Source organism: Pseudomonas sp. EggHat1 (assembly GCF_014892995.1).
Lineage (GTDB): Bacteria > Pseudomonadota > Gammaproteobacteria > Pseudomonadales > Pseudomonadaceae > Aquipseudomonas > Aquipseudomonas chaetocerotis.
This window is the reverse complement of record NZ_JACKQK010000006.1, coordinates 160,365-173,793: the sequence shown is the minus strand read 5'-3', so window position 1 is coordinate 173,793 and position 13,429 is coordinate 160,365. Positions and strand designations below refer to the sequence as shown.

Genomic DNA, 13,429 nt, shown 5'->3' with positions numbered 1-13,429 from the left:
GGGCGATGATTGTCTCCCTCGCATCAGCCCCACTCCCGTAGGGTGGAGCCTAACTACATTACAATAGTCGCGCATGCACAAGCCTGCGCCCGTGGCCTGGAAGGTTTTATGTTTGACGACAAGGTATTGATGATCACCGGTGGCACCGGTTCCTTTGGGCATACGGTGTTGCGGCGCTTCCTCGATACCAATGTGCGTGAGATTCGCATCTTCTCCCGCGACGAGAAGAAGCAGGAGGACATGCGCATTGCCCTGGCCAATGACAAGGTCAAGTTCTACATCGGTGATGTTCGCGACTACGACAGCCTGAAGCAGGCCATGGTCGGTGTTGATTACATCTTCCACGCGGCGGCGCTCAAGCAGGTGCCCTCTTGCGAGTTCTACCCGATGGAAGCGGTGCGCACTAACGTCAACGGTACCGAGAATGTGCTCAATGCCGCTATCTCCAACGGCGTAAAGCGTGTGGTGGTGCTCTCGACCGACAAGGCGGTGTACCCGATCAACGCCATGGGTATCTCAAAGGCCATGGCCGAGAAACTGATGGTCGCCAAGTCGCGGATGATTCCCGAGGGCGGCACCGTGGTCTGTGCCACGCGCTACGGCAACGTGATGGCCTCGCGTGGTTCGGTGATCCCTCTGTTCATCGACCAACTGCGCAGCGGTGAGCCGCTGACCGTGACTGACCCGCAGATGACACGTTTTCTGATGTCGCTGGAGGATTCGGTCGATCTGGTGCTGCATGCCTTCGAGCATGGCGAACAAGGCGACTTGTTCGTGCAAAAGGCACCTGCCTCAACCGTCGGAGATTTGGCCCAGGCGCTCAAAGAGTTGTTCGGTCATGACAATCCGGTGCGAGTCATCGGTACTCGGCATGGCGAGAAGCTTTACGAGTCGCTGGTATCGCGCGAGGAAATGGCCAAGGCCGAGGATATGGGGCGCTACTACCGCATACCAGCCGATAACCGCGATCTGAACTACAAGAAATACTTCGTCGAGGGCGAGGAGAAGATCTCCGAGCTGGACGACTACACCTCACACAATACCCATCGTCTGGACGTACCCGGCATCAAGGAGCTCCTGCTGAAGCTCGATTACATCAAGGAGCAGCTCGATGCTTAAGGTCATGACACTGGTCGGAACCCGCCCGGAACTGATCAAGATGAGCCGGGTGATTGCCGAGATGGACCGCCAGGTCAACCACGTGCTGGTGCACTCGGGGCAAAATTACGACTACGAGCTCAACCAGGTCTTCTTTGACGATCTGGAGATCCGCAAGCCCGATCACTTCCTCGGTGCCGCCGGCGAGACCGCCGCTCAGACCATCGCCGAGGTGATTGCCAAGGCGGACGCCGTGTTCGAGCTGGAAAAGCCTGATGCGTTGCTGCTCTATGGCGACACCAATACTTGCCTGGCGGTGATCGCTGCGAAGCGCCGCAAGATTCCGGTGTTCCATATGGAGGCGGGCAACCGCTGCTTTGATCAGCGTGTGCCGGAAGAGCTCAACCGCAAGGTGCTCGACCATCTCTCCGACATCAACCTGGTGCTTACCGAGCATGCCCGTCGCTATTTGATCGCTGAGGGCATCCGCCCCGAGACCATTATCAAGACTGGCTCGCACATGCATGAGGTGCTGGATTACTACCGGCCGAAGATCGAGGCCTCCGACGTGCTTGCTCGTGAGGAGCTCGAGGCCGGAAAGTTCTTCATTGTCAGCACCCACCGTGAAGAGAACGTCGACACTCCGGACAACCTGCGCGATCTGCTTGCCACCTTGCGAGCGTTGGCCGACGAATATGGCTTCCCGCTGATTGTCTCGACCCATCCGCGTACACGTAAGCGACTGGAGGCGCTGGGCGAATCGCTGGAGCACCCACTGATCCGCTTCTCCAAGCCATTCGGCCTGCTCGATTACATCAAGCTGCAGATGAACGCCTTCTGTGTGCTCTCCGACAGCGGCACCATCACCGAGGAAGCCTCGCTGCTCAACCTGCCGGCGGTGACGCTGCGCAATGCCCATGAACGGCCCGAGGGCATGGACCAGGGCACGCTTATCATGAGCGGGCTGAAGAAGGACTCGGTGCTGGCTGCGGTCAAGGTCATCACCAGCCAGCACCATGCCGGCAAGCGGGTGATTCCGCTGGTGCCCGACTACGAGGGCGGGCCAGTGTCGCTGCAAGTGGTGCGGGTGGTGCTCAGTTACACCGACTACGTGAACCGTACCGTCTGGCGCAAGGACTGAACATGCGTGTTCTGCTGACTGGCGCCAGCGGTTTCGTCGGCCGTGGCGTACAGGCGCGCTTGCTGGCCGATGGCGTGCATCGGTTGCGCTGCGCCCAGCGCAATGCACCGGTTGCTCCACTTGTCGGGGTGGAGTACTGCCTGGCTCCGTCGCTGGATGCGGAGGCCGACTGGTCGCAGGCGCTCGCGGAAGTCGATGCAGTCATTCACTGTGCAGCGCGGGTGCACGTGATGCATGAAAAGGCTGCCGATCCACTGGCGGAGTTTCGTCGAGCCAACGTCGAGGGCACGCTACGCCTTGCTCATCAGGCTGTGGCGGCGGGCGTGCGGCGTTTCGTCTTCGTCAGCTCGATCAAGGTCAACGGTGAGCAGACTCTTCCGGGGCAGGCTTATAGAGCCGATGATGTTTCGAATGCGACGGACCCTTACGGCATCTCAAAACGAGAGGCTGAAGATGAATTGCTGGCTCTTGCTGCTGAAACAGGGCTGGAGGTGGCCATCGTCCGCCCGCCCTTGATCTATGGTCCCGGGGTCAAGGCCAACTTCTTGAGCATGATGCGCTGGCTGCAGCGGGGTGTGCCGTTGCCGTTCGGGGCCATAGACAACCGCCGCAGTCTGGTTGCATTGGATAACCTGGTGGACTTGCTGGTGGTGTGCCTTACCCATCCGGCGGCCAGCGGGCAGCGTTTTCTGGTCAGCGACGGCGAGGATTTGTCCACCACGGAGCTGTTACGACGTTTGAGCGCCGCTCTCGGGCGCTCTGCAAGGCTATTGCCAGTGCCGCAGGCGTTGATTGAGCGGGCTGCGATCTTGCTGGGGCGTCGCCAGCTTAACCAGCGTCTGTGCGGTTCGTTACAGATCAGCATGGACAAGACGCGCGAACAACTGGGGTGGACTCCACCTCTTACCGTTGATCAGGCTTTGGCCAAGACTGCTGCGCATTATTTAAAAGAAATATCTAAATGAAAGTTATGGTTCTGATGGTGGTTACTGCTGTCTTGGCGTGGGGGCTGACAGCGTTGCTGCGACGCTATGCGCTGGCCCGCAGCCTGATGGATATACCCAACGCGCGTAGCTCGCATAGTCAACCAACGCCTCGTGGAGGAGGCGTCGCCATTGTCGTGGCATTCCTCCTGGGGTTGTGCGTTGCGTCCGCTGCAGGTCTGGATCTACCCACTGAGATTTATTACTCGCTGCTAGGTGCGGGCTCGGCAATTGCATTGCTTGGATTCCTGGATGACCACGGGCACATTGCCGCTCGCTGGCGCTTGCTCGGGCATTTCGCTGCTGCAGCTTGGGCACTCTTCTGGCTCGGTGGGCTACCACCGATGGCAATACTTGGCCACTCAATTGATTTTGGTTGGTTGGGTTATTTGCTGGCCTCTTTGTATCTGGTTTGGTTACTCAACCTTTACAACTTCATGGATGGAATCGATGGCATTGCCAGCATCGAAGCTATCTGTGTTTGTGTAGGTGGCGCTCTGTTATATGCCCTCCAGGGGCATGCCGACGCAGCGGTGCTGCCACTGCTGCTGTCGTTTGCTGTGGTGGGATTTCTTTACTGGAACTTCCCGCCGGCGCGAATTTTCATGGGCGATGCTGGTAGCGGTTTTCTAGGTGTTGTGCTTGGCGTTCTTTCCTTGCAGGCGGCGTGGATCGATCAGTCCTTGCTTTGGGGCTGGCTGATCTTGTTGGGTGTTTTTGTTGTGGACGCGACCTTTACTCTACTTCGGCGTTTACTGCGCGGAGACAAGGTTTATGAAGCTCATCGAAGCCATGCGTATCAATACGCTTCGCGTCAGTTCGGTCGCCATTTGCCGGTTACTCTGGCGGTAGCCGCGATCAATCTCTGCTGGCTGTTGCCGGTGGCAATTTGGGTAGCGCAAGGCGGCGATGGTTTGGTCGGACTATTGTTGGCTTACGTGCCTCTGATAGCACTGGCTATCAAGTTTCGTGCTGGCGAATTGGAGCGTAGATGAGCCAGTTGCGAAAATTGCTTGTTCTTGGGGCCGGTGGTCACGGCAAGGCCGTCGCGGAGGCTGCGTTACTTTCTGGCGAGTGGCAGCAGGTGGTTTTCCTCGATGATAGATGGCCTGAGATCAACCTTGTTTGTGGCATGCCGGTGGTCGGTGACCTGAGTCATTTGGCTGAAAAAGCAGGGGCGACTGACGGAGCTATTGCGGCAGTTGGGAATAATGGCTTGCGCCGTGCCTGGCAAGAAAAGATTACCGCCTCCGGCATTTCGTTGGTCAGCGTAGTTCACCCTCGTGCTTGCGTGAGTGCTTCAGCTTCAATCGGCCCTGGTTCAGCCATCATGTCACTGGCAGTCGTGGGGGCTGAGGCTCGGCTGGGGCAAGGGGTGATCATTAACGCGGGAGCGGTGGCCGACCATGATGTGACCTTGGGCGACTATGCGCATCTTGGTGTAGGTGTCTGTCTGGCTGGCGGAGTCGCAGTCGGCGCGGCTGCTTGGCTGCAGGCAGGTTGCAGTGCTGGATATGGTGTCGTTATCGAGCCGGGTTTAGTTATCGAGCCTGGCAAGGCTCTGATTGCCAAGGATTGAGGTGTTGAGATGATTCGTCGACGAATAGAGTTATTACGCCACTCTCTTTTGCATTTGTCTCGTCGGGAAAAGCGGGTTCTTCAACTGGCTGTTGACGTAGTGCTTATTTGGGTCGCGCTGTGGCTGTCATTTGCCGTTCGCGTGGGGAGTTGGGATGCTGCCAGACCTTTTTCGGGTCATGGTTGGCTGTTTCTACTGGCGCCTGTTATTGCACTTCCCATTTTCATCAGACTGGGTATGTATCGTGCGGTAATGCGCTACGTAGGCAACGATGCGCTTATGACGATAGCCAAGGCGGTCACCTTGTCTGCGTTGGTGCTGTCTCTGGCGGTTTATTGGTATCGCGGGCCGACGGCTCTCGTTCCAAGGTCCATGGTTTTTAATTATTGGTGGCTGAGCCTGCTGCTGTTGGGCGGTTTGCGCTTGACCATGCGCCAGTTCTTTATAGGGGATTGGTTCGAGCCAATTGCTCGCCGCCGTGATATCGAGTCTGGCACTTCCAAGGTTGCCATATATGGAGCAGGGGCGGCGGGTAACCAACTGGTAGCCGCTTTACGTTTGGGTAAAGCGATGCGCCCGGCTGCATTCATTGATGATGATTCCGGTATTGCTACTCGCACGATTGCGGGCCTGCGCGTCTACTCGCCCAAGCATATTCAGCAAATGATCAATGAAACGGGGGTGACAGAGGTTTTGCTGGCAATGCCCTCGATTCCCCGCGCGCGCAGACGAGAGATACTCGAGGCGTTGGAGCCTTACGCCCTCCATGTACGCAGCATCCCCGGGTTTATGGATCTCGCTAGTGGGCGGGTAAAGGTCGAAGACCTGCAGGAAGTCGATATCGCCGATCTTCTCGGGCGCGACGCCGTACCGCCTCGGCAAGATCTGTTCGAGCGCTGCATCAAGAATCAGGTCGTGCTGGTAACCGGCGCTGGTGGCTCCATCGGTTCTGAGCTGTGTCGGCAGATCCTGGCGAGCGGTGCGCGTACCTTGCTGCTTTTCGAGCACAGCGAATTCAATCTCTACAGTATCCATGGCGAATTGCAGCAGCGAATCGAGCGGGAGTCGCTGCCGATCAAGCTGGTGCCGATTCTCGGGTCTATCCGTAATTTCGAGCGTTTGTTCGACATTCTGCAGACCTGGCGCGTCAATACCGTTTATCACGCCGCTGCGTACAAGCACGTGCCGATGGTCGAGCATAACGTCGCCGAGGGCGTGCTCAATAACCTCGTCGGTACGCTCAACGCCGCGCAGGCGTCGATCAGGGCGGGCGTTGCCAATTTCGTTTTGATTTCTACCGACAAGGCGGTGCGGCCTACCAATGTAATGGGCAGCACCAAGCGCCTGGCTGAGATGGTGCTGCAGGCGCTGAGTCGTGAATCTGCGCCCGTGTTGTTCGCTGATGATTCAGGCGTTCATCACGTCAACAAGACCCGTTTCACCATGGTGCGTTTCGGTAATGTGCTGGGTTCTTCCGGGTCGGTGATTCCGTTGTTCAGGGAGCAGATCAAGCGGGGTGGGCCGGTGACGGTGACACATCCGAACATCACCCGCTATTTCATGACGATCCCTGAGGCGGCGCAGCTCGTCATTCAGGCGGGCTCGCTGGGGCAGGGGGGGGATGTGTTCGTGCTGGATATGGGCGAGCCCGTGAAAATCGCCGATCTTGCCGAAAAGATGATTCGTCTGTCGGGCCTGACTGTACGTGATGAGCACAGCCCGCATGGCGATATCGGTATCGAGTTCACCGGGTTGCGTCCGGGTGAGAAGCTCTACGAGGAGTTGCTGATCGGCGAGGATGTGAAGCCGACCGAGCATCCGATGATCATGCGCGCGGAAGAGGACATGTTGCCCTGGGACGAGCTCAAGGCTCGTTTGCAGGAGTTGTTGGCGGCGGTCAGTGAGGATGACTATGCTCGCGTGCGAATACTGCTGCGCGAAACGGTGCATGGTTATGTGCCGGAAGGTGAGATCGTGGACTGGATTCATCTCAGAAACCGGGAGCGTTGAAGCTTTGATTTGACAGCTGGGAGATAGCGTCTAGTTTAAAAAACGAGGCCATGGTTGCCTCGTTTTTTATAAACAAAGGAGTGTTTCCCCATGCTTAAAGTCAGTCTATCTTCCCTTCTGTTCGCTGTTCTCGCTTCCTTCTCTCTGGCTGCTGCCGCAGCTGAAACCCCAAAAGCCGAACGCGCCAAACCGGCTGCCATGCAGGTGGCGCAGGTTGCTGTGGTCAATCTCAATACCGCTGATGCTGCAACACTGCAGAGTGAGTTGGTGGGGATTGGTGCGACCAAGGCGCAGGCTATTGTGGCTTATCGGGAGGAGCACGGTAATTTCGCCTCGGTCGATGAGTTGTTGGAGGTGAAGGGTATCGGCGAGGCGACGTTGGAGAAGAACCGTGACAGGTTGAGTGTTAACTGATACCTGGCGGTGTTGTTGTCTGGGCCGGTCTTTTGACCGGCCTTTTGTGTTTGTAGGGCGAGGGTTTTGTTCGAGCGGATTGGTTGTATGCACCTGAAAAACACACCGCCCCGATTCTTCCAACCAGCGGCTTGCTGGCCAGCTTCTTCCTGAAAATCAAGGTCGCCTACCCCGAAGGGTACGATGAACCTTTTTATCCGCGCGCCTTGATATATCCATGATGCCGTCGAATCGGCTTCACATGTGCCGGGCAGGGCTTCAAGACCATGGTCTTAGAGCGGTAAGACCATGGTCGAATGGCCTCACGAAGGGTCGGGGGATACAACATGCACCATACAAAAACAACTCCCCGTCGAGGTGATTTCATGAGTGCTGCGTCTCTTTACCCTGTGCGTCCCGAAGTGGCCGCGCGGACCCTCACTGACGAGGCCACCTACAAGGCCATGTACCAACAGTCCGTGGTCAACCCCGAGGGTTTCTGGCGCGAGCAGGGCAAGCGGATCGACTGGATCAAGCCCTACAACAAGGTCAAGCAGACCACCTTCGATGATCACCACGTTGACATCAAGTGGTTCGCCGACGGCACCCTGAACGTCTCCTACAACTGCCTCGACCGTCATCTGGAAGAGCGCGGTGACCAGATCGCGATCATCTGGGAAGGCGACGATCCGTCCGAGCACCGGGAAATCACCTACCGCGAACTGCACGAGCAAGTGTGCAAGTTCGCCAACGCCCTGCGCGGCCAGGACGTTCACCGCGGCGATGTGGTGACCATCTACATGCCGATGATCCCGGAAGCCGTGGTGGCCATGCTGGCCTGTGCGCGTATCGGCGCGATCCACTCCGTGGTGTTCGGTGGCTTCTCGCCCGAGGCACTGGCCGGCCGCATCATCGATTGCCAATCCAAGGTGGTGATCACTGCTGACGAAGGGCTGCGTGGCGGCAAGAAAGTACCGCTCAAGGCCAACGTCGACGACGCCCTGACCAACCCCGAGACCCGCAGCATCCAGAAAGTCATCGTGGTGCAGCGCACCGGTTCCGAAATCAAATGGAACCAGCATCGTGACATCTGGTACGAAGACCTGATGAAGGTCGCAGGCAGTGTCTGCGCACCCAAGGAAATGGGCGCAGAAGAAGCGCTGTTCATCCTCTACACCTCCGGTTCGACCGGCAAGCCAAAGGGCGTGCTGCACACCACTGGTGGCTACCTGGTATACGCCTCGCTGACCCATGAGCGCGTGTTCGACTACCGTCCGGGCGAAGTCTTCTGGTGCACCGCCGACATCGGTTGGGTCACCGGCCACACCTATCTGGTCTATGGGCCGTTGTCCAACGGCGCCACTACAGTGATGTTCGAAGGCGTGCCGAACTATCCGGACGTTTCGCGCGTTGCCAAGATCGTCGACAAGCATAAGGTCAACATCCTTTACACCGCCCCGACTGCCATTCGCGCCATGATGGCCGAGGGCAAGGCCGCGGTCGAAGGCGCTGATGGTTCCAGCCTGCGCCTGCTCGGTTCGGTTGGTGAGCCGATCAACCCGGAAGCCTGGCAGTGGTACTACGAGAACGTCGGTCAGAGCCGTTGCCCGATCGTCGACACCTGGTGGCAGACTGAAACTGGCGCCTGCCTGATGACTCCGCTGCCGGGCGCTCATGGCCTCAAACCGGGCTCCGCTGCGCGTCCGTTCTTCGGCGTACAGCCGGCGCTGGTAGATAACCTGGGCAACATCATCGAAGGCGCTGCCGAAGGCAATCTGGTGATCATCGACTCTTGGCCGGGTCAGGCGCGTACCCTGTACGGCGACCATGACCGCTTCGTCGACACCTACTTCAAGACCTTCCGTGGCATGTACTTCACCGGTGACGGTGCGCGCCGCGACGAAGACGGCTACTGGTGGATCACCGGCCGTGTCGACGACGTGCTCAACGTCTCCGGCCACCGCATGGGTACCGCCGAGATCGAGAGCGCCATGGTCGCCCACTCGAAAGTAGCCGAGGCCGCAGTGGTCGGTGTACCGCACGACATCAAAGGGCAGGGCATCTACGTCTACGTCACCCTCAATGCTGGCGAGGAAGCATCGGAGCAACTGCGTCAGGAACTGCGCAACTGGGTGCGCAAGGAGATCGGCCCGATCGCCACGCCGGACGTGATTCAGTGGGCCCCCGGCCTGCCGAAGACCCGCTCGGGCAAGATCATGCGCCGTATCCTGCGCAAGATCGCCACCGCCGAATACGATACTCTCGGCGACATCTCCACGCTGGCCGATCCTGGCGTGGTGCAGCACCTCATCGATACGCATCGCCAGATGCAAGCCGCCTGCGCCTGATCGGCAACGGCAAACGAAAACCCCGCCCGGCCAAAAGCCCGGCGGGGTTTTTCATTTCTATGTGGCAGGATTTGCTTAAACTTGTACGATATATTTAGTTTGTACAATTATTGTATAGATACGCATAATGGCGCAATGCCAGATGGTGCGATCGAATAACGCACCTCTGTCCGTTCTTACCTGACGACTCAGAGGTCCACATGTTTGCCAATCTCAACATCTCCCAGAAGTTGTACGCGGGTTTCGGTGTCGTCCTGCTGATCATCCTCCTGCTGGTGCTGTCCACATGGCGCGGTTTCGATCAGGTCGAGCGTGCGGTGCGGCTTAACATCCACACCTATGACGTGATCAACGAGTCGTCTGGCCTGCTGGCCAGCCTGATCAATATCGAAACCGGTGCTCGAGGCTTCGTCATTACCGGGCGTGACCAGTTCCTTGGTCCTATGGAGTCCGGAGAGAGAGATTTCCAGTTGCATATGGCGCAACTGCGTCAGCTGACCAGAGACAACCCTGCTCAGCAGCGCCGTCTCGGCGAGTTGCAGGCGTTGCATGACCAATGGAGTGGCGAAGACATCAACGGCAATCTTGAATTGCGCCGCCAGGTGGGCGCGGGCACGCAGAGCTTCGATGCCCTGATCGAGCGGGTTTCGGCAGGTGGCGCCAAGGTCAAGATGGATGCCATGCGTCGCATCCTGAGCGAGATCCAGACCGAGGAGAATGTGCTGCTGGAACAGCGCACAGCGTCGATGAATGCGGCCAAGTCCCTGTCGCTGATGATCCTGCTGATCGGTGGGCTGCTTGCCACGGTGCTTGCCATCAGCGTGGCCTTTCTGCTATCGCGTAGCGTTGCCGGCCGTTTGAAGCAGGTGGTCGAGGTAGCCCGTAATGTTGCTCAGGGGCGTCTTGATTCGCGTATCGAACGGATTGGAGGTGATGAGATCGGCGTGCTGCTGGAGGCCTTTGCCACCATGCAGGAGCGGCTACGCGAGATGATCGGGCAGATCCGGACCGGCGCGGTACAGTTGGTTGAAGCTGCGCAGAACATCTCCAGTGCGTCCACCCAGCTGTCGGTTTCCACCCAGGAGCAGTCACAGGCCGCTTCGAGCATGGCGGCGACGGTGGAGGAACTGACCGTGAGCATCAATCACGTCGCCGACAACGCCAAGGAAGCACACGGCCTATCCAGCGATTCGGGCAGGCAGTCGGCCGAGGGCGGCGCGGTGATCCAGGAAACCCTCGCCAGCATGCAGCGCATCGCTGACACGGTGCAGGGCGCAGCGGCCCAGATCGTGGAGCTCGGCCAACATTCGGATCAGATTTCCTCGATCGTCAACGTGATCAAGGAAATCGCCGATCAGACCAACTTGCTGGCGCTCAATGCCGCCATCGAGGCGGCGCGGGCGGGCGAGCAGGGTCGCGGCTTTGCCGTGGTCGCCGATGAAGTGCGTTTGCTGGCGCAGCGTACCGCCAACTCGACCCAGGAGATCACCGAGATGATCAAGAAGATTCAGCTGGGTACGCGCAGCGCGGTGAGCAACATGGAAATCGGTGTGCAGCAGGTCAGCAGCGGGGTGGAGCAAGCCAGCCAGGCCGGTGATGCCATCGTCACCATTCGCCAGGCTTCCGCCAGTGTGGTCGGTGTGGTCGATCAGATCTCCCTGGCGCTGCGTGAGCAGACGGTCGCCAGTCAGGACGTAGCGCGCAATGTTGAGCGCATCGCACAGATGTCGATGGAGAACAGTGAGGCAGTGGCCGATACATCGCGCACCGCGCAAGGCTTGCAACAACTGGCTTTGACCTTGGAAAAACAGGTGGCTTCATTTCGCTTTTGACTAGGATGACAAGGGTGGGAGTCTCCAAGACTGTTTTATAAGGAAGCGCCGATGGATATAGTCAGCCAGAGCATCTTTCCTCAGCCATTTCGGGCTGTGGGTTGCGCCGAATGCCGAAACGCCGAGGCCCTGGGTTTCGATTTCACAATGGCTTTTCAACTGATCGTCGATATCGAGGAGCAACGGCCGTTCGCCTATGAAGCCCTGGTACGGGGCTGCAATGGTGAGTCCGCCGGTGAAGTGCTCGGACGGGTCAACGACGGTAACCGCTACCGGTTCGATCAGGCCTGTCGGGTCAAGGCCATCGAGCAGGCCGCCAGGCTCGGGCTGCTCGACATTCCGGATTGTCTGCTCAGCATCAACTTCCTGCCCAATGCGGTGTATCGCGCCGAGACCTGCATTCGCGCCACGCTGGAGGCGGCGCAGCGCTTTGACTTCCCGCGCGAGCGGCTGATGTTCGAGGTTACCGAAGGCGAGCAGATCCATGATGCCGAGCACCTAAAGCGGATCTTCGCCGAGTACGGCAAGCAGGGCTTCACCACAGCTATCGACGATTTTGGCGCGGGCTACTCCGGGCTCAATCTGCTGGCCGAATTCCAGCCGCACGTACTCAAGCTGGACATGGCCCTGACTCGAGGCATCGATCAGGACCCGGTGCGCCAGGCCATCGTCGCCGGTATCGTGCTGGTCGCGCAGCGCTTGGGCATTCGCATCATCGCCGAGGGCATCGAAAGTGTTGGTGAGCGTGATGCGCTGATCGAGCTTGGTATCCGCTACATGCAGGGTTTTTTCTTCGCCAGGCCTGCGTTGGACAGGCTCTGCGGCGTCTGATGAGGTGTGAGGTGGGCATGGGCAGGTCTTGCGGTACCTGCCCGGCCGCTTGGCTTTCGTCCTTCGAGTTTATGGGACAGCAGTGTTTCACCCGTCGGGATTAGCCCGTGGCGGCACGCGCTGGCTGTGCAGAATCATCCAGCGCAGCAGATCAGTGAGCCTGACCTGGTGATGGCTGACCATTTCCCATTGCGTGCATTCGCTGACGTAGAGTTCGACGTAACGACTGAGCACCAGGTGGCAGCGGTCATCGCTCAGGCGCAATTCGATCTCCCGGCAATGCAGCGATAGCGAGTCGGGATTCCTGATCCGCTGATAGAGCAGCAGTGAGTCTTCAGTTCTGCTCATCGGCCATTTCCGCTTCGCAGTTAATCGAAGCGTCCAGTGCCGCACCGAGCTTACCTTCTGCGACGAACTGCGCGCGGCGTTCGGCCACGGTATCGCGCAGTGCCGCATAGTAGTCAGGCTGCTGTTGCAGAGCGTCGGTCATGGGCAGAAGCTGCGCACGACCGTCGACCGTGCCGCCGACAGTGCTGATGGTGCCTAGCGTATCCAGGGTATCGCTGTTGCTGCCGAACGGGTCTATGGCAAAACCCAGTACACGTCCGGTGGCGTCGCGCAGGTTGGCCGTACCGAACAGCGGCAGTTCGATGATTGGGCCGTCGGCGATATTCCACACGCCGAAGGTCTGGCCGAAATCGGCTCGATGACGCTCCAGGCCAAATCGGCTCGACACGTCGACCAGCCCCACCACACCCACCGTACTGTTGGTAATGAACCGCGTGGCCGTGACCATCGAGCGCTTGGGGTTGCCCTGCAACAGATCGTTGATGAACACCATCGGCTCGCCGAAGTTGGCCGCGAAGTTGTGCACCCCGCTCTGGGCGAAGTCGGGCAGCTGTCGGTAGCCGCGGGCAACGGGGGCGAGCAGGTAGTCGTCGAGCGCTCGGTTGAACACGAATATGCCACGGTTGATCGATTCGGCTGGGTCGTTCACCACATGGTCCGGCGTGGCGATGCAGCCCGCCGAGTCGATGACAGGTGGCGGGTTACTGGCACAACCACTGGCCAGTAGTAGGGTCATGGCGAGCGTGAGAGGACGCACGGCAGGGGATGCGAATGCTGTGACGGACATGCGGAACACCTCGATAGGAAACTGCGCCGAGGTTGCCAAGACATTTTTGCCCGGGGATGTCCGCTCTGTTGCCAACAGG

General features: G+C 58.9%; 12 protein-coding genes and 1 pseudogene. 11 read left to right on the top strand and 2 right to left on the bottom strand.

Annotated elements, in window-relative coordinates:
* Positions 1–108 precede the first annotated feature (108 nt).
* The 11 genes and pseudogenes from INS93_RS12250 to INS93_RS12205 all read left to right on the top strand — a co-directional run bounded on the left by INS93_RS12250 (position 109) and on the right by INS93_RS12205 (position 12,215).
* The gene (locus INS93_RS12250; protein WP_192982269.1) at positions 109–1,119 is read left to right on the top strand and encodes a nucleoside-diphosphate sugar epimerase/dehydratase; all 1,011 of its coding nucleotides are present in this window, start codon (positions 109–111) and stop codon (positions 1,117–1,119) included.
* Positions 1,112–2,239: a non-hydrolyzing UDP-N-acetylglucosamine 2-epimerase gene (gene wecB / locus INS93_RS12245; protein ID WP_192982266.1), complete on the top strand. Its 1,128-nt coding sequence runs from the start codon at positions 1,112–1,114 to the stop codon at positions 2,237–2,239. The genes INS93_RS12250 and wecB overlap by 8 nt, the downstream gene beginning before the upstream one ends.
* A gap of 2 nt (positions 2,240–2,241) precedes the next feature.
* Positions 2,242–3,204, top strand: a complete 963-nt coding sequence (locus tag INS93_RS12240; protein WP_192982263.1) for a UDP-glucose 4-epimerase family protein — start codon at positions 2,242–2,244, stop codon at positions 3,202–3,204.
* A complete protein-coding gene (locus tag INS93_RS12235; protein ID WP_192982260.1) occupies positions 3,201–4,217 on the top strand; it encodes an MraY family glycosyltransferase in 1,017 nt (338 codons plus the stop codon). Before INS93_RS12240 ends, INS93_RS12235 begins: the two co-directional genes overlap by 4 nt.
* Positions 4,214–4,801 carry an acetyltransferase gene (locus INS93_RS12230; protein ID WP_192982256.1) on the top strand — a complete coding sequence of 196 codons (588 nt, stop codon included), beginning with the start codon at positions 4,214–4,216 and terminating at the stop codon, positions 4,799–4,801. Before INS93_RS12235 ends, INS93_RS12230 begins: the two co-directional genes overlap by 4 nt.
* Positions 4,802–4,810: 9 nt before the next feature.
* Positions 4,811–6,811 carry a nucleoside-diphosphate sugar epimerase/dehydratase gene (locus INS93_RS12225; protein WP_192982254.1) on the top strand — a complete coding sequence of 667 codons (2,001 nt, stop codon included), beginning with the start codon at positions 4,811–4,813 and terminating at the stop codon, positions 6,809–6,811.
* 90 nt (positions 6,812–6,901) lie between these two features.
* Complete coding sequence (locus INS93_RS12220; protein ID WP_192982251.1) at positions 6,902–7,225, top strand: helix-hairpin-helix domain-containing protein; 324 nt, start codon at positions 6,902–6,904, stop codon at positions 7,223–7,225.
* Between the two features lie 365 nt (positions 7,226–7,590).
* The gene (gene acs / locus INS93_RS12215) at positions 7,591–9,552 is read left to right on the top strand and encodes an acetate--CoA ligase (protein WP_192982249.1); all 1,962 of its coding nucleotides are present in this window, start codon (positions 7,591–7,593) and stop codon (positions 9,550–9,552) included.
* 200 nt (positions 9,553–9,752) lie between these two features.
* A pseudogene (locus INS93_RS25105) lies at positions 9,753–10,529 on the top strand (CHASE3 domain-containing protein); the annotation flags it as partial.
* Positions 10,521–11,384 carry a methyl-accepting chemotaxis protein gene (locus INS93_RS25100; protein WP_420707304.1) on the top strand — a complete coding sequence of 288 codons (864 nt, stop codon included), beginning with the start codon at positions 10,521–10,523 and terminating at the stop codon, positions 11,382–11,384. The pseudogene INS93_RS25105 and the gene INS93_RS25100, both read left to right, overlap by 9 nt.
* Positions 11,385–11,435: 51 nt before the next feature.
* The gene (locus tag INS93_RS12205) at positions 11,436–12,215 is read left to right on the top strand and encodes an EAL domain-containing protein (protein WP_192982243.1); all 780 of its coding nucleotides are present in this window, start codon (positions 11,436–11,438) and stop codon (positions 12,213–12,215) included.
* 87 nt (positions 12,216–12,302) lie between these two features.
* Here INS93_RS12205 and INS93_RS12200 read toward each other — a convergent pair whose 3' ends face one another.
* Positions 12,303–12,563, bottom strand: a complete 261-nt coding sequence (locus INS93_RS12200) for a hypothetical protein (RefSeq protein WP_160016708.1) — start codon at positions 12,561–12,563, stop codon at positions 12,303–12,305.
* The gene (locus tag INS93_RS12195) at positions 12,550–13,350 is read right to left on the bottom strand and encodes a VacJ family lipoprotein (RefSeq protein ID WP_226945490.1); all 801 of its coding nucleotides are present in this window, start codon (positions 13,348–13,350) and stop codon (positions 12,550–12,552) included. The genes INS93_RS12200 and INS93_RS12195 overlap by 14 nt, the downstream gene beginning before the upstream one ends.
* Positions 13,351–13,429 lie beyond the last annotated feature (79 nt).